This window comes from Mycobacterium kubicae (genome assembly GCF_015689175.1).
In the GTDB taxonomy this organism is placed as follows: domain Bacteria; phylum Actinomycetota; class Actinomycetes; order Mycobacteriales; family Mycobacteriaceae; genus Mycobacterium; species Mycobacterium kubicae.
Map to the genome: position 1 here is coordinate 2,122,271 of NZ_CP065047.1, position 15,817 is coordinate 2,138,087.

18 protein-coding genes and 1 pseudogene are annotated in these 15,817 nt (G+C 65.6%); 11 read left to right on the forward strand and 8 right to left on the reverse strand.

Annotated features, from left to right (window positions below; genetic code table 11):
• Positions 1–29: 29 nt before the first annotated feature.
• Both I2456_RS10195 and I2456_RS10200 read left to right on the forward strand, forming a co-directional pair.
• Complete coding sequence (locus I2456_RS10195) at positions 30–1,667, forward strand: acyl-CoA synthetase (protein ID WP_085073186.1); 1,638 nt, start codon at positions 30–32, stop codon at positions 1,665–1,667.
• A 111-nt stretch (positions 1,668–1,778) separates the two neighbouring features.
• Complete coding sequence (locus I2456_RS10200; RefSeq protein ID WP_085073185.1) at positions 1,779–2,564, forward strand: IclR family transcriptional regulator; 786 nt, start codon at positions 1,779–1,781, stop codon at positions 2,562–2,564.
• Positions 2,565–2,570: 6 nt separating this feature from the next.
• On the opposite strand, the gene I2456_RS10205 is transcribed toward I2456_RS10200, so the two are convergent.
• The 6 genes from I2456_RS10205 to I2456_RS10230 all read right to left on the reverse strand — a co-directional run bounded on the left by I2456_RS10205 (position 2,571) and on the right by I2456_RS10230 (position 7,157).
• Positions 2,571–3,407, reverse strand: a complete 837-nt coding sequence (locus tag I2456_RS10205) for a polysaccharide deacetylase family protein (protein ID WP_068032318.1) — start codon at positions 3,405–3,407, stop codon at positions 2,571–2,573.
• 155 nt (positions 3,408–3,562) lie between these two features.
• The gene (phtC, locus tag I2456_RS10210; RefSeq protein ID WP_068031410.1) at positions 3,563–4,297 is read right to left on the reverse strand and encodes a 3,4-dihydroxyphthalate decarboxylase; all 735 of its coding nucleotides are present in this window, start codon (positions 4,295–4,297) and stop codon (positions 3,563–3,565) included.
• Complete coding sequence (gene hcaB, locus I2456_RS10215) at positions 4,294–5,100, reverse strand: 3-(cis-5,6-dihydroxycyclohexa-1,3-dien-1-yl)propanoate dehydrogenase (protein ID WP_068031413.1); 807 nt, start codon at positions 5,098–5,100, stop codon at positions 4,294–4,296. Before hcaB ends, phtC begins: the two co-directional genes overlap by 4 nt.
• Positions 5,084–5,362 carry a dihydrodiol dehydrogenase gene (locus I2456_RS10220; protein ID WP_068031416.1) on the reverse strand — a complete coding sequence of 93 codons (279 nt, stop codon included), beginning with the start codon at positions 5,360–5,362 and terminating at the stop codon, positions 5,084–5,086. The genes hcaB and I2456_RS10220 overlap by 17 nt, the downstream gene beginning before the upstream one ends.
• Positions 5,359–5,877 carry a 3-phenylpropionate/cinnamic acid dioxygenase subunit beta gene (locus I2456_RS10225; RefSeq protein WP_068031417.1) on the reverse strand — a complete coding sequence of 173 codons (519 nt, stop codon included), beginning with the start codon at positions 5,875–5,877 and terminating at the stop codon, positions 5,359–5,361. The genes I2456_RS10220 and I2456_RS10225 overlap by 4 nt, the downstream gene beginning before the upstream one ends.
• Positions 5,874–7,157 carry an aromatic ring-hydroxylating dioxygenase subunit alpha gene (locus tag I2456_RS10230; protein WP_068032320.1) on the reverse strand — a complete coding sequence of 428 codons (1,284 nt, stop codon included), beginning with the start codon at positions 7,155–7,157 and terminating at the stop codon, positions 5,874–5,876. Before I2456_RS10230 ends, I2456_RS10225 begins: the two co-directional genes overlap by 4 nt.
• Positions 7,158–7,431: 274 nt before the next feature.
• Between I2456_RS10230 and I2456_RS10235 the strand changes: the two genes are divergently transcribed.
• The 5 genes from I2456_RS10235 (at position 7,432) to I2456_RS10255 (ending at position 11,558) form a co-directional block, all read left to right on the forward strand.
• Positions 7,432–8,394, forward strand: coding sequence for a Rieske (2Fe-2S) protein (locus tag I2456_RS10235; protein WP_068031420.1), 963 nt, complete (start codon positions 7,432–7,434; stop codon positions 8,392–8,394).
• The gene (locus tag I2456_RS10240) at positions 8,391–8,876 is read left to right on the forward strand and encodes a hemerythrin domain-containing protein (protein WP_068031423.1); all 486 of its coding nucleotides are present in this window, start codon (positions 8,391–8,393) and stop codon (positions 8,874–8,876) included. Before I2456_RS10235 ends, I2456_RS10240 begins: the two co-directional genes overlap by 4 nt.
• Positions 8,877–9,029: 153 nt before the next feature.
• Positions 9,030–9,746 carry a protocatechuate 3,4-dioxygenase subunit beta gene (pcaH, locus tag I2456_RS10245; protein WP_241007913.1) on the forward strand — a complete coding sequence of 239 codons (717 nt, stop codon included), beginning with the start codon at positions 9,030–9,032 and terminating at the stop codon, positions 9,744–9,746.
• Between the two features lies 1 nt (position 9,747).
• Positions 9,748–10,320 (forward strand): protocatechuate 3,4-dioxygenase subunit alpha, encoded by a 573-nt coding sequence (pcaG, locus tag I2456_RS10250; RefSeq protein ID WP_068032326.1) that lies wholly within the window; start codon positions 9,748–9,750, stop codon positions 10,318–10,320.
• Complete coding sequence (locus I2456_RS10255; RefSeq protein WP_085073182.1) at positions 10,317–11,558, forward strand: lyase family protein; 1,242 nt, start codon at positions 10,317–10,319, stop codon at positions 11,556–11,558. Before pcaG ends, I2456_RS10255 begins: the two co-directional genes overlap by 4 nt.
• On the opposite strand, the gene I2456_RS10260 is transcribed toward I2456_RS10255, so the two are convergent.
• On the reverse strand, positions 11,545–11,766 hold the full coding sequence (locus tag I2456_RS10260) for a hypothetical protein (protein WP_174814185.1): 222 nt from the start codon (positions 11,764–11,766) through the stop codon (positions 11,545–11,547). The genes I2456_RS10255 and I2456_RS10260 overlap by 14 nt on opposite strands.
• A 208-nt stretch (positions 11,767–11,974) precedes the next feature.
• Complete coding sequence (locus I2456_RS10265; RefSeq protein WP_068031431.1) at positions 11,975–13,237, reverse strand: fatty acid desaturase family protein; 1,263 nt, start codon at positions 13,235–13,237, stop codon at positions 11,975–11,977.
• Positions 13,238–13,480: 243 nt separating this feature from the next.
• On the opposite strand from I2456_RS10265, the gene I2456_RS10270 reads away from it, so the two are divergent.
• The 4 genes and pseudogenes from I2456_RS10270 (at position 13,481) to I2456_RS10280 (ending at position 15,817) form a co-directional block, all read left to right on the forward strand.
• Positions 13,481–14,650, forward strand: a complete 1,170-nt coding sequence (locus I2456_RS10270; RefSeq protein WP_241007914.1) for an alpha/beta fold hydrolase — start codon at positions 13,481–13,483, stop codon at positions 14,648–14,650.
• 186 nt (positions 14,651–14,836) lie between these two features.
• A pseudogene (locus I2456_RS28425) lies at positions 14,837–15,037 on the forward strand (transcriptional regulator); the annotation flags it as partial.
• Positions 15,034–15,459 (forward strand): hypothetical protein, encoded by a 426-nt coding sequence (locus I2456_RS10275; RefSeq protein WP_085073180.1) that lies wholly within the window; start codon positions 15,034–15,036, stop codon positions 15,457–15,459. The pseudogene I2456_RS28425 and the gene I2456_RS10275, both read left to right, overlap by 4 nt.
• A gap of 13 nt (positions 15,460–15,472) precedes the next feature.
• On the forward strand, positions 15,473–15,817 hold the full coding sequence (locus I2456_RS10280; RefSeq protein WP_068031441.1) for a cupin domain-containing protein: 345 nt from the start codon (positions 15,473–15,475) through the stop codon (positions 15,815–15,817).

Genomic DNA, 15,817 nt, shown 5'->3' on the forward strand with positions numbered 1-15,817 from the left:
CGGGTCAGCGGAGATCTTCGGGAGACGCAGTGGAATTCAACCTTGCCCAAGTGTTCACCGCGGTCGCGGCGGCGAACCCGGATCGCGACTGCATCGTGTTCGGGGACCGGCGGTTGACCTTCGCCCAGACCGACCAGCGGGCTCGTCGATTCGCGCGGGTACTGCACGACTGGGGGCTGGGTGCGCGCCGGGAACGCGCGCACTTGGCGCCCTACGAGTCCGGCCAAAGCCATCTCGGGTTGTACATGGCCAACTGCAACGAGTTCCTCGAGGCGATGATCGGGTCCTACCAAGCCCGGGTCGCCCCGTTCAACATCAACTATCGCTACGTCGCCGATGAACTGGTGTACCTATTGGACAACGCCGGTGCGGACGCGGTCATGTACCACGCGCGGTTCGCGCCCACACTGGCCGAAGCGCTGCACAAGTACGGCCGGCAGCCTCGCCTGATCCATGTCGACGACGGATCCGGCAACGAGCCGCTACCTACGGCGGTGCGTTACGAGGAGGTGTTGGCGGCCGCTTCCGAGGAACCCCTCGACCTCGCCGTGTCCCCCGATGACCTCTACATGCTCTACACCGGCGGCACCACCGGCATGCCCAAGGGCGTGCTGTGGCGCCAGCACGACATCTACATGAACACCATGGGCGGCCGGAGCTTCGGCGCCGACGACATGGTGACCACTCTCGACGACATCGTCGAACGCTCGCGCCCGGGCGGACCGGGTTCGCTGACCGCGGCCCCGCTGATGCACGGCGCGGCGCAGTGGGCGGCGTTCCTGACGATGTGCAGCGGACGCCCGTTCGTCATGGCGGCAACGACCACCCACTTCGACCCGGCCGAGACCTTGGCACTGGCCAGCAGGGAACGCGTGATGTCGTTGTCGTTCATCGGTGACGCCTTCGGCAGGCCGTTGGTCGAGGAACTGGCGGCCGCTAGCTACGACCTGTCCGCTCTGGTGGCGGTGGTCACCGGTGGGGCGGCACTCAGCGCGCCGGTCAAACAACGGTTCGTCGAATTGCTGCCCCACATAACGATTTTGGACACCGGCGGATCCTCGGAGTCCGGCGCTCAGATGGGTCAGGTCTCGTCTCGCCTGCAGGCCGCGTCGGGCAGATTCCTGCCGAATCCGGGTGCGGTGGTGGTCAGCGAGGACATGACGCGGATCCTCTCACCGGGCGACGACGAGATCGGGTGGCTGGCTCAACAGGGCTTCATTCCGCTTGGCTATCTCGGCGACCCCGACAAGACCGCTCGGACGTTCCCCGTCATCGAGGGAATCCGGCATTCGGTCCCCGGCGATCGGGCGCGCTGGCATGCCGACGGTCAGATCGAGTTGCTGGGCCGCGATTCGGTGACCATCAACTCCGGTGGTGAGAAGATCTTCGCCGAAGAGGTCGAGGCCGCCATTGCCGAACACCCGGCCGTCTATGACGTGGTGGTCACCGGTCGGCCGAGCGCCCGGTGGGGAAGCGAAGTCGTTGCGGTTGTGCAGATGGCCGCCGGTCAAAACGCCGACGCCGCGAGCATCCTGACCGAGGCCGCCCGGCATATCGCGCGCTACAAACTGCCCAAAGACATTATCTTCTGCGACAAGGTGCAGCGTTCCCCGTCCGGCAAAGCCGATTATCGTTGGGCCAAAAAGATTGCGTCGCAGCTTAGTTGAAGAAGGCTGACTGGTTGTCGCTGGCGTTGTAGGCGCCGGAGCTGCCGATACCGGAGTTGTTCGGGCCCGATCTGTAGCTGCCCGAGGTGCCGCATCGGTACCGTCACTGTCATGCGGAAAGAGCAACCGGCGATCGATCCGCCGGTCCCGCAGTACCCGATCGAGTCGGTCGACAACGCGTTGAAGCTGCTGCTGTTACTGGGGGAGCGGCCGGAGATCCGCTTGAGCGAGGCGACCCGGTATCTGGGGGTGGCGTCGTCGACGGCGCACCGATTGCTGGCGATGTTGAGTTATCGAGGTTTCGTCCGGCAGGATCCGGTGTCCAAGGCGTACCTGCCCGGTCCGGCGCTCACCAGCGTCGCGTTCGCCGTTTTCGGTCGCATCGACGTCGCCCGCACGGCCGCGCCCGTCATGCGCGAGTTGAGTGAGCGGCTACGCGAAACGATTCACATCGGGATGCTCGACGGCGCCAACGTCCGGTTCATCGCTGCGGTGGAAGGTCCCGCCGCGGTGCGAGTGGCCTCCCGATTGGGACGCACCATGCCTGCCCATTGCACTTCGACGGGCAAGGTCTTGCTGGCGCAGCTTACCGAATCTGAATTGCGTCAAGCGCTTCCGGGCAACGACCTGACGCGGATCACCCAGCATTCGATCGGCGACCGCGCCGAACTGGAATCCGAGCTGGCCCGCATCCGCGAGCGTGGGTTCGCCGTCAATCGGGAAGAGAGCGAAGAAGGAGTCGCCTCTGTTGCGGTGTCGATACCCACCCGGGCGCCGGGCCTACGGCTGGCCCTGAACGCCGCGGCCCCGTGCCACCGGATCGACGAAGCAAACCACCCCGTAATGGTGAGCGCACTGATCAACGCCGCCAACGAGATTGGTGCTCAGCTCGGCTGATACCGCTCAGCCGGCCAAGCCAGGCGTCCGGCGCGCAATCGGCGGTCGCACGAACACGTCATTGAGTGTCACGGTGCGTAGGCTGCGCGCCCGGATCATGTCGACCAGCTGCCCGTAGACATGGGTGATCGTCGGGTGATTGAGGTGGCCGATCACGATGTTCTGCGCGGTGAAGGACTGGTAGGCCGTCAGGAAAACCTGCTGATCGGTCAGCAGTGCGGAGTCCCTCAGGTCGCCGGACCACAGCGTGGGTACCTGGTACCCGAGATCGGCGGCCACTGTGTCGACCAGGGCATTGTGGTGGCCGAACGGCGGCCGGAAGTACGGAGCGGCGTCGACGCCATAGGTATTGCGCAGGAAGACATCGGTACTGCGCAGTTCGTCGGCGACCTGCTTGGCCGGCAGGGCCGTCAAGTCCGGGTGGGACCAGGTGTGGTTGGCCAGCTGAATCTGGCCCGAGTCCACCAGCGGTCTGAGCAGGGCCGCATTGTCGGTCCAGGAGTGGTAGGACCCGGTGACGAAGTAGGTCAGCCGCACACCGGTGTCCTTGGCAAACTCTGTATAGGCCCGCACCACCTCGGTGTTGGCGCCGTCGTCGACCGTCCATGCCAGCAGATCACCTTGTCCGGGAAGCTTCTTGAGCACCCCGCCACCAGGCAACGGCACCCGCGATCCCGGGTGCGGCGGCGGCAACAACGGCGGCAGCGGTGGGGTCGCGGGCTTCGGCGCAGCTCCGGAAACATCGGCTCTCGCTACTGCCTGTTCGGGCGCGCCGCCGGACCAGGAGATGCCCGCGACAGCGACGGTTGCCGCCACCGCGACCAGGAAGCGCCGCCGGTCCAGCTCGCCCACGTGCGTACTCCTCAGGTCGGATGGAAGACCTGGTTAGGCTAAGCGCACCGCCGGTGCGATCCCGGCACATCCGTCGAGTGTCGGCGGCTAACGGCCCGATGAAACCTGTTGGCTGCCAAAGCGTTACGCAGTCGTTGCGATCGGACTCACCGCTGATGCGGTGTACCGAGCCGGGCGACCTCGTGGCGCCAGGCCGACGCAACGGTGAATGCGGATCCCAGGTCGGGCAGGTCGGCCCAGTCGGATTCGTCGATGTCACGCAGCGTGCCACCGGCGGCACGCACGCGCAACGACATCCGCGCCAATTCGTTGACGCTGATCGCCTGCAGGATCGCCTGCTGCACACTGCCCGCGGCGCTGGTGATTCCATGCCCGCGGCAGATCACCACCGGTGCGCCGCCCATTGCGGCCACCATCTCCTTACCCAGCGCCGAATTCCGAATGAGCACGGCCCGCTTGTACACCGGGACCCCGCCCCGGGCCAACCGGGCCCCGGGGATGTCGTAGGCGCCATAGATGGGCCGGATCTCGATGCCGGCCAGGTCGGCGGCGACGACGGCCGGCGGGTGCAAGTGCGCGACGGCCCGGTGCCGGGAATCGGCCAGCAGGGTCTCGACATGGATGGGAAGCTCGTTGGGCACCCGGTAACCGTCGAGTTCCCCTGCGGCCCCGGGGCGCCCGTCGAAGGTGATCAACCGAATGTCGCGGGGGCGGGTGAACGCCACCCCGGTGTCGTCGTCACTGCGGCAGCGAATGAGGAGGTGGTCGTCGTCGACCCGCACACTCAGATGCCCGAGGGTGCCGTCGACCAAACCGCGCGCCGCGGCGACTCGGCACGCTTGGGCGACCAGGACCCGCTGTTGATCCAGCGCATTCGTCACGGCTGAGCCGACTTCGGTGCGCCGAGGCGGAACCCGCCGTCGGGGTGAACCGTTTCTCCGGTCAGTCCGCGGGACCGATCCGACGCCAGGTACACATAACTCCACGCGTGGTCCTGCCCGGAGAGCGCGACGTTGAGCGGGCTGCGCGCGGCCACATCGCGTGCCCGGTTGGGTGATTCGTCGAGTCGGGTGTCGTCCAGACCGAGGCTGGCCAGACCGCGTAGGTCGGTGTTCAGCGTTCCGCCCGGGGCCACGCCATTGACCCGGATGTGCGGCGCCAGCTCGTGCGCCAAGGAAGTGACCAGTCCGCGCACCGCGAATTTCGACGCCACATACAGTAGTCCGCCGCGGCCAGGATAATACGAGGACGCGGATTCCGTCAGCACGATCGACGGACCGATTCCCCTCTGCAGCAAGGGGATAGCGGCTTTGACCGACTGCACGTGGCTGAGCACATTGGTGCGGAACATCTCGTCGAACGCCGCGGGCAGGTCGTCGGCGGATATGTCCTTGACGCCTTGGTAGAAGTCGAAGACGCCGACACAGTTGACCAGGGTGTCCAGGCCACCGTAGGCATCGGCCGCTGCGGCGACCGCCCGCTCGTTGGCCTCGCGGGTGATGGCGTCGCCTTCGGTGACCGGCAGGTCTGGAAGCTCTGCGCGCAACCGGTCACACTTGGTCGGGTCGCGCTCCAACACAGCAACTTTGGCGCCCTCGGTCCGGAACGCCTCGACGACGGCTCGGCCGATTCCGGAACCGGCGCCGACGACCAGCGCCCGTTTGCCGTCAAGCCATCCGGTCATCGGAGGCTTCCGGCTCGTCAGGAAGCAGCGGAGCATGCGTGTTGCCCACCATGGCCGCCAGCGTGCGGGCGTTCTGCCGCGTGAGGGCCTCGACTTCCAGCGCATCCAGGCTGATCCACTGGCCGCTTTTCGGCGCGGTGATCAGCAGCCGAGACCCGTTGCGGGTATCCACTCGGCGTAGCTGTACCTCGGTGAATTCGTTTGCCACGACCAGAGGTTCACCAACGGCGCCGGCCAGTAGCTGCGCAAGCTCGTCCGTCACAAGAACACCGCCAAGTTCTGCATCCGCAACACCGACTCGTCGGCAGTGATCGTGCGGCGAGCCAGTTTCCAGCGATCCTCGCACCAGCGTAGTAGGTCGTTGCGCCCGCAGGACAGCAACGCGCTCTCGTTCACGTCCCCACGGCTGCGGAACAGCAACTCGGCCGACTGCACGGCCAGGTGCGTGTCGTCGTCGGTGGGGAAGGTGCGCACGTTGGTGATGAAATGGCGTAGCCGCGACGGCGGATCCTCGGTCCAGGCGTGCTCGGTCGCAAAGCGGGCGACGCGTTGACGCAGGGCGTATTTGTCCTCGTCGAAATGGGCCATGCCCGGCGAGGTGTCGAACCCGGCGCCACGCGCAGTGGTCACCCGAACCGGCATCAGGTAGCGCACGTCCTCGGTCAGGGTGTCCAGCCACGACTCGTACTGTTGGGCGTCCAACAGATATGCCTCGTCAACCAGGAATTGGTGCGCTTGTAAGTGCCGGATATCGTTGAACGCCAACGGCTTTGTCATGACGCCGCCAGATGCTGTGCCCACATCTTCAGCAGCGCGCGCTGGTTGTACTCGTTGTAACCGACCTGGGCGCGACCCGGCCCGTGGAACAGCTCGGCCGGCAGGTCGTCGATCACGGGGGAGTCGTCCGCCAGCAGTCCCATGCGGCTGTTCAGCAACAGGCGCCGGGCCATCGAGCCACCCGCCGTGGTGGTCAGCGACACCCAGTTCTCCACGTCGTCCTGTTCGAACATGCCGGTGGACCCGAAGCACATCAAATAGGCCTTGTAGGAGTCCTTCTTGAACTGTGGCGGAGCGGCGGCGTCCACCGCGAACCACGAGCACACTTCGGTTTCGTTGGCGCTGATGGGTTGCCATTGGCGAATCGAGATGAACGGCAACACCTGATCGCTGTTGGGCAGCTTCGGCCAGTTGTGCACGAAGCTGAGGTTGGGAAAGCAGGTGGCGGCCGAGATCATGAACCCGTCCTCGCCAACCAGCTGTTGTTGGGCTGGATTCCACACGCCTTGCATGCGAGCGATCATCTCGTCGGGATAGCCGACGTAGCGCAGGCGCTCGGCGAAGCCGCCCGGGGGCAATTTGTAGGTGGTACCGCCGCCGCATCGTGCCCAGTAAGTGGCGCCGTCCTTGCGCTTCTGCGCGCGTGGTTCGCGGAACAGACCGATGTCCACGATCGAGGCATGCGTGTGCGGGGTGTGGTACATGTCGCCGGCGAAGTTCTCGGCGCCGATCTTCCAATTGGCTTTGATGCGCCAGCGTTGTGGTCCGCGCACTTCCAGGCCGTGGCTGCTTTGGCGGGTGTAGAAGTCCAGGTAGAACCGGAAGTCGCCGAGGAAGCCCTCGAGCGGCTCGGCAGCGGGGTCCATGTTGAGGAAGATCAGGCCGTTGTAGCTGGCCATCTTTGGCGCGGGCAGCAGCGTTTGCTCTTTGGCGAATCCGTCGTCGCCGCCATACGCCTCCCGGTGGAATGGCAGACCGGTCAGCCGGCCGTCGTTGCGGTAGGTCCAACCGTGGTAGGGGCAGCGGAAATTGGAGGCGTTGCCCATCTCCGCGCGGCACACCTGCATGCCCCGGTGCAGGCACATGTTGAACAGCGCGCGCACCGCGCCGCCCGAGTCACGGGTGATGATGAAGGAGTCTTCCAGCATCCGGCGCACCACATAGTCGCCGTCCTGCGGAATCTCGGATTCGTGCGCCACGAACACCCAGGCACGACTGAAGAGACGGTCCTTTTCCAGCGCGAACAGGTCGGCGTCGTTGTAGATGTGTGCCGGGATCATGCCCCGACCCACATTGGCGACGACGTCGCTGAGGACGTCCGCGTATCCGGTCACTGCAGGTCATCTCCGTCCCGCAGCTGCTCTGCTGCCCAGACACGCCTTCTGCTATCCAGAATTCTGCCATACAGCAGCCCGGTGGCTGACTCACAGTCCGCTCACAAATTGCGCATGCGCAACGACGTTACGGTGAACCTAGCCGCGCTCGTGATCGTGAGCAGACCGGGAGGTAAGGGCGATCGGTGCGCGCAACGCCATAGTGGGAAGGACTGGTGTCATGGTCAATCGGTCCGCAGGAGCCGATAGTCGACTGCGCAAGCTCGGGCCGCGAGTGCTGGCCGCGATCGGGCGCCAGGAGTGGCTCGATCGGCCCAGTTATCGGCTTGAGCACCTGCTCAGTTTCGCCTACAACGGCCTGGGTGATGCCCGTGACCGCGTGGCCAACGCGCTCAACGGGGTCTGGCTGGGTCACCCGGTACACCCGCCGCTGGCCTCCTTCGCCAGCGGAGCGCTCGGCACGACGGTTGCGTTGGATGCGCTGAGCCTGCTCCCGGGTCGGCCTGCCGCCGAGAACGTTCAGGCAGCACAGTTCGCGTCGCGGTCGTTGGGGCTCGGCATTCTGGCCAGCGTCGGCGCCGCGGTGACCGGGGTGACCGACTGGCAGCACACCCACGACAAGGACCGTCGCGTGGGTCTGGTGCACGGTGTGGTGAACACCGCCGCAACCGCCCTGTACGCCCTGTCGTGGTGGGACCGGCGTCGTGGCCGTCGTCTTCGCGGAATGGCAACCAGCGCTTTGGGTTACGGCGTCACGCTGGGCGGCAGCTATCTGGGTGGTGCCCTGGTATTCGAGTCGGGTATCGGCATCGACCAGTCCGGTCAGCGGTTGCGCAACAAGGACTGGACGCCGGTGTTGCCGGCGAGTGCGTTGAACGGTAAGCCGGTTCGGGTCGAGGTCGACGGGGTGGGTTTGGTGGTATGCCAGACCAAGCCCGGCGAGGTGTCGGCGTTCGGCGAGTTTTGTCCGCACCTGGCCGCACCGATGGCCGATGGCTGGGTGGATCGTGGCCGGCTGGTGTGCCCGTGGCACGGGTCCCGGTTCGCCTTGGACTCCGGGGAAGTGCTGCGCGGCCCGTCCACGGCACCGTTGCCGTGTTACGAGGCCCGACTGGTCGACGGAGTCATCGAAGTGCGCGGTGGGGAGCCGGCACTCACAAGCGGGGATGGAGTGGCCAAGTGAACGCATATGAGGTTCTCAAAGAACACCACGTCGTGCTCAAGGGCCTGGGACGCAAGGTCAGTGAGGCGCCGGTGAACAGCGAAGAGCGCCATAGCCTTTTCGACGAGATGCTGATGGAGTTGGATATCCATTTTCGCATCGAGGACGATCTGTACTACCCGGCGTTGGCGGCGGCCAGCGAATTGATCGCGGTGGCTCATGCCGAGCATCGGCAGGTGGTCGACCAACTTTCCGTGCTGCTGCGCACCCCGCAGACCTCCCCGCGTTATGAGGACGAGTGGAACTCCTTCAAGACCGTTCTCGAGGCACACGCCGACGAAGAGGAACGCGACATGATTCCGGCGCCGCCCGAGGTCAAGATCACCGACGCCGAGCTGGAGGAACTGGGCAACAAGATGGCGGCGCGCATCGAGGAGCTGCGCGGTTCCACGTTGCACAAACTCCGCACCAAGGGCAGGGCCGCGTTGGTCCGGACGCTGTAGCCCACCGCGCCGCGGCAAACGCTGGGTCCTCGACGTAGCGCTCGGCACGCCGTTTCCGCTATGCCTGCCCGCAATGGCGGCACCAGAGTAGCCTCACGCTTCGTGGAGGCCCCACCCGAGCGCCTTGCGTCACAAGGTGAAATCAGCGCAGAAATGACCGCCATCGCGTCTGATCGGCGGCGCTCGGGCCGGGACGAGGCTCAGCCCCTGTTGCACTACCCGCCTTATCGCAGCAGCGCCCTGCGCTGTCCGCAGAACCCGCTGCTGGCCGTCGACCCCGAAGAACTCGAGCGTTGGGCGCCTTGCTTCGGGCACCAAGACGTCGACCCCGCCGACGCCGACCTCACCGCCGGTCAGCGCGGCGAACCCATCGGGGAGCGCATCTTCGTCAGCGGCCGGGTGCTCGACCGGTCCGGCAAGCCATTGGCGGGCCAGCTGGTCGAGATCTGGCAGGCCAACGCCAGCGGCCGCTACCGCCACCAGCGTGACCAGCATCCCGCTCCGCTGGACCCCAACTTCACCGGCGTCGGCCGGTGTCTGACCGGACCCGACGGGTCGTATCGCTTCAAAACCGTCAAGCCCGGCCCGTATCCGTGGCGCAACCACCACAACGCCTGGCGGCCGGCGCACATCCACTTCTCGCTTTTCGGAACGGCATTCACCCAGCGGCTGGTCACCCAGATGTACTTCCCAGGTGATCCGCTGTTCGATTTGGACCCGATCTATCAGTCAATCCTCAATCCCGTTGCCCGCCAACGCCTTGTCGCCACCTATGACCACGGCCTGTCGGAACCGGAATACGCGACCGGCTACCGATGGGACATCGTGTTGCCTGGCAGTGCCCGGACCCAAGGCGGCGGCGGTGACTGAGATCAGCGCCGAGTCGCTCAGCACCCCAGGGCAGACGGTAGGCCCCTTCTTCGGACTCGGCCTGTCATATCCGCGCGACAGCGAATTGGTCGGTGATGAGTTCCCCGGCGCGATCCGTCTACGCGGCACCGTTTACGACGGCGCCGGTGACGCCGTGCCCGACGCGTTGGTAGAGATCTGGCAACCCGACACCGCAGGCCGCATCTCGCGGTCGTTCGGCTCCTTGCGGCGAGACGGCTGGACCTTCACCGGATGGGGCAGAGCGGCGACCGACACCGACGGACGATACAGCTTCACCACAGTGCCGCCGGGTGCGGTGAGTCCGGGGGCGCCGAGGTTCTTCGCCGTCGCCGTCTTCGCCCGAGGCCTGTTGCATCGCTTGTTCACCCGTGCCTACTTGACCGCGGAGGATCTGGCCGCCGACCCGTTGGCTGCGCGTGTCGCCGCAGCGCGGCGCGAGACCCTGACCTGTGTCGCCGAAGACGATTCCGGCCGGCCCGCACTGCGTTTCGACATCCACTTGCAAGGCGCACACGAGACCGTGTTCCTGGATTACCGGGATGGTTGGCCATGACCAACCTGCTGTGGCCCGGCGAACATCGGGCCGGTGAGCACATGAGCGACCCAGCGTTCCTGCGGTCCATGGTGGCGGTCGAATCCGCATGGCTGCGGGCGCTGGCCGGTGCCGGCTTGGCCCCGCCGGACTGTGTCGGTGTCGATCTGTCGCATCTCGTCGGCTCCGTTGACTGTGACGTACTGGCCGTGCCCGCCGAGGACGGCGGCAACCCGGTCATCGGATTGGTCTCGTTACTGCGCCAGCGCGCCGACCCGGTGATCGGGCCGTGGATCCACCGCGGGTTGACCAGCCAAGATGTCGTCGACACCAGCCTGATGGTGGGGTTGCGTGGTGTCGTCAACGAAATCAGCGGCCAACTCGGCGAACAGATCTCGGCATTGTCAGCCCTGGTGCAAACACACCGGGCCACACCCATGGTGGCGCGTACTCTCACCCAGCACGCGGCGCCGACCACGTTCGGCGCCAAAGCTGCCGGATGGCTCAACGGCGTCGTCGACGCCTATCACCGGCTCAGCGAGCTTGCCACTCCGGCGCAGTTCGGTGGTGCGGTCGGAATATGGTCGGCCACCACGGAATTAGCGACGTTGCTGACGGGCAGCGGCGACCCGGCGGCAGTCGCCGACCATGTGGTCCGCAGCGCCACAACGGATCTGGGATTGGACTTCAGGCTACCGTGGCACACGACGCGCACACCGGTCACCGCGGTGGCCGACGCGTTGGTGGATTGCACCGACTGCTGGGGTCACATCGCGTCGGACGTCGTCACCTCGGCTCGCCCCGAGACCGGCGAATTGGACGAACCGGTCAGCGCGCACCGCGGCGGGTCATCGGCGATGCCGCATAAACGCAACCCGGTGTTGTCCATACTGATTCGGCGCGCCGCCATCGCCGCCCCACCGCTCGCGGCGACGCTGCACACCGCCGCCGCACTGGCTCACGACGAACGCCCTGACGGCGCATGGCATGTCGAGTGGGAGACGGTGCGCACTTTGGCACGACGTACGGTGGCCGCCGGTTCTCAGTGCAGTGAACTGCTGTCGGGGCTGCAGATCCATACCGAGCGGATGGGTGAGAATCTGGCTGCCGCAGACGTGCGTGGCGAGCAACGCGCGATTGCCGACCTGGTCGAGATAGCCCCGTCGACAACCTATTTCGGGGCGGCCGAGCGCTTGGTCGACGAGAGCCTGCAACGTGCCGAGCGGGCGCTGACGCGCCGGCCGGCTAGACGCGGATAGCCCGCAGCGGCGACCGACCCGCCAAATAGGTCATGATGCGATCCAGCACGATGTTGGAAAGATCACCGTCGTCGGCGACGCGGGACAGGCTGCGCCGCCGGAGAAACTTGTCGAGGCGCCGATCAAGCGACCAGTTGGCGAAAGTCGTACCGACATATCCTGACTGGAGGAATTCCCAAGCTAAATGCTCGACATCGGAATCGGTCAATCCAGCTGGGACTCCACCCATACGCGTCATTTCCCCCTTTTGAGTCGGCATCCGCCGCAGTCAACTTACGGGCGCCAGGTTGTTGTTTTGTCACGGCCACATTGCGGATTGATTTCCACGGCCGCACCAGGTACCCGCGGTAGGGAGAAGATTACGGGTTCACTGACCTGAATATGCCGTCGTAATTGCGCCCTTGCCGGGCGCCGGCCTATGCGGCACTGATCGACATTTTTCGGGCACGTTTTGTTCGTTCGGGTGCCTTGGTGGCGCGATTGCGCAACGCGGTACGCAGACCGCTTCGCCGCGACGACCCGTCGGCGGCCACCGGGGCGGGGGCCAGTGCCGTGTCAAAGAACTTTCGCTCTGATGCCGTCTCCGGCGCGTCATTGGGCGTCGCACTCAAGACCCGGTCGGGTAACGCCAATTTGTGCAGAGTTCGCATCGTCAACCAGAATTGGCGCACCAGTGATCCGCTGGTATAGGGCAGGTCATAGTCGTTACACAACGCCCGCACCCGTTCGGCGATCTCGGCGTAGCGGTTACTGGGTAGATCGGGAAACAGGTGATGCTCGATCTGGTAACAGAGGTTGCCGCTCCAGAAGGCCAACGCAGGCCCTGCGTCGAAATTCGCCGTGCCGAGCATCTGCCGTAAGTACCATTCGGCTTTGCTCTCGTCCTCGACGACAGCGGCGGTGAACTTCTCGGCGCCATCGGGGAAGTGACCACAGAAGATCACCATGTACGCCCACAGGTTGCGCAGCACGTTCGCAGTCGTGTTGGCGATGAGGGTGCGGCGCCACCGTCTTCCGCTCAGCGCGGGAAACACAAGATAGTCCTTGACGGCCTGGCGGGCAGTCTTGCGCAGCAGCGCGTTTCTCAGGTGCGTCGTCCGCGGAGTCGTGGACGCCTGAGTCTGGACGGCGCGCAGGTCGTGTAAGGCGATTCCCCACTCGAAGGTGATGGCTAACAGCACATTTCGTATCGGCTGCAACAGATGCCGGGGTTGCCACGGCTGATCACGAGTGACGCGCATGAACCCGAAGCCGAGGTCGTCGTCCATCTCCAGGACGTTGGTGAAGACGTGATGCCGGTAGTTGTGCGCGTATCTCCACTGGGAGGAGACCCCCGCCATGTCCCACTCCCAGGTATTCGAATGGATTTCCGGGTCGTTCATCCAATCCCATTGACCGTGGCCCACGTTGTGCCCGATCTCCATGTTCTCCACGCTTTTGGCCAAGGCCAGTGTCACCGTGCCTACCGCCCAGCCCACCCATGAGGGGCTAACGCCGAGTAGCAGGCGCGACCCGACCTCCAGTGCTCGCTGAAACGCGATGGTGCGGTGAATGTACGCCGCGTCGCGCTGGCCGCGAGACGTCTCGATGTCGCGGCGGATTTCGTCGAGATCGGCGCCCAGCGCCTCGATGTCCGCCGGGCTTAGATGCGCGTACTGTGCGATGTCTGAGATCGCCATCAATCAATTCCTCGCTTTTACAAGCAGCGCCGTCTCCGTCGACGAAATGCGCATAGATGTACACCGACGCCCAGACAGGACGCGACGTCCACAGGCAAGTACCCGGCCGCGAAGGCATAAAACGCGCCGCCACGACGTCGCCCGCGATCATATCGCGCCACAGCTAAGGCAGCGCCCCCTCCTAGACCGCGAGCAGTTCGTTGGCCCAGTTCAAACGGCCGGGCAGCCGGACGCACACCGACAGTGGCGGCCATCACTGATAGTTCCGCATGCAGCGGGTATTCCAGCGGCGGTTCGGGTTCGGCCGTCAGCCCATGGCGCGGCTTTACCTCATCATCGACCACGGGAGTAGCCATCAACGCACTCTGCAGAAGTTCAGGCCCGCGCAATGCCGTCTCGGCCCGCCACATCCGCGAGGGCCGAATTCACCTTTCCGGCGGTTCCATCGCCTACACCGTCGCCGGTGACGGTCCCGCGCTGTTGCTGATCCACGGGCTCGGCGGCAACCGAGGGACGTGGCGGCAGATCATCGGAACCCTGGCCCGCACGCACACTGTTATCGCGCCGGATCTGCCCGGCCACGGCGAGTCCGACGCGCCCGCCGGCGACTACTCGCTGGGCGCCCATGCTTGCGCCCTGCGGGATCTGCTGTTGTCGCTGGGGCATCGGCGCTTCTCGCTGGTAGGCCATAGCCTGGGCGGCGGCATCGCCCTACAAACGGCCTATCAATTCCCCGAACGCATCGACCGGCTCATCCTGATCGGCAGCGGCGGACTCGGTTCAGAGGTGAGTATCGCCTTGCGAGCGGCAACGCTGCCCGGTGCCGACGCCGTCATCGCCGCCTTGAGCGCGATACCCCCGGCAGTGACGAACCGGGCCCTGGCCGTGTTGCCGAAATCCCTGTCCGGACCCGACGCGAGCCTCCTCTCCGGCCTGTTGTACGGACTGCGCGGCACCAAGCGACGGACCGCATTTCTTCGCACAGCCCGTTCAGTGATCGACTGGCGCGGGCAGGCGGTCAGCGCGCAACGGCAGACCGCTCTGTTGCACGGCGTGCCAGTCCTGGTGGCGTGGGGAGCCGACGACACCACGATTCCCCCGCACCACCACCGGGCGTTCGCAGAACGAGTCCCCGCAGCCTTGACGGTCGAAATCCCGGGCGCGGGACACTACCCGCACGAGACCGCCAGCGCTCAGTTACTCCCGCCAATGCAGGCCTTTCTGTCCTCGACGGTCCCTTTCAGTTACTCAGAGGAGTCCTGGGTCGACCGGCTCACCCACCCGGACATTCGTCTCGACAGCGGCGGAACCGAACCTGCGGTGCGCCCCGATTCATCCTCGGCGCGATGGACCTCCGCGCCCGGGCGGAGGCGGGTGTTGCCGCCTCTGTCGGTGCTGTCGTTCTTACACTGACCCTTGTGTAGATTCGGACGCGTGAGGCAGCGTCGGAATGAGTGACACGCCCACCGCGGACCGAAGCGGCCGCCGGCAATGTTCCGGGCGGTGGGTAAATGGAATATCCTGCCAATTAACGAGATTCGCTCAGCGCAGGTCGGGACTGGGGGAGGCGACTCGACTCTCCGGAACGGCGCCCGCCGCGATCGACGCATCGGTGTGCGGCACTGCCAATCTGTGGAACTCGCCGAACCCCGTTCTCCGATAGTGTGTTCGGTTCACCTAGGTGCCATGCAAGGAGCTTTGCGTCAGTGGGGCGCGCCCGTTACCGTCGACCGGCTCGACGCGTTCGTGAAAACTGATATGTGTCTGGCCCATCTGGCCGCGACAGGGGGAGAGAAGTGAGCACCGGACGCGCGATCGAAGTTGCCGTCACCTTCGTGTGGCTCGGCATGGTGCTGGCCATCTCGTTCCTGGAAGCGCCGCTGAAATTTCGGGCGCCCAATGTGACTCTGCAAATCGGCCTGAGCATCGGCCGACTGGTCTTTCGGGCGCTCAACACCGTGGAAGTGGTTTTCGCGCTCCTTCTCGGGGCCTTCGCGGCGGCCGGCCCCACACCGGTTTCCATCGTGGTCGCCTTCGGCGTCGCGTTCGCCGCATTGGCCGTTCAGCTGATTGCGGTGCGGCCCCGGCTGACCCGCCGGTCGGACCAAGTGCTCGCCGGCCTGGACGCGCCGCGGTCCCACGGCCACTACGCCTACGTCGGCTTCGAGGTGGTCAAGGTAGCGGCGCTGGTGACGGCGGGGATACTGCTATTGAACGGCTGAAAGGACTCACCTGATGGAATCCATTTCGCTCACCGAGCTGGCATCGGAGAAGTTGGCTGAGGCCGCCAAGTCGCACAGCGGCCGCGCCGCGCACACCATCCATGGCGGCCACACCCACGAACTGCGCCAGACCGTGGTGGCCCTGCTGGCCGACCACGACCTGTCCGAACACGACAGCCCCGGGGAAGCGACATTGCAGGTACTGCAGGGCCACGTCCGACTCACCGCGGGCGAGGACAGCTGGGACGGCAAGACCGGTGACTACGTGGCGATCCCACACCAGCGTCATGCCCTGCACGCCGTCGAGGATTCCGTGGTGATTCTGACCGTGCTCAAAGCGCAGCCGGATGCGCACTAG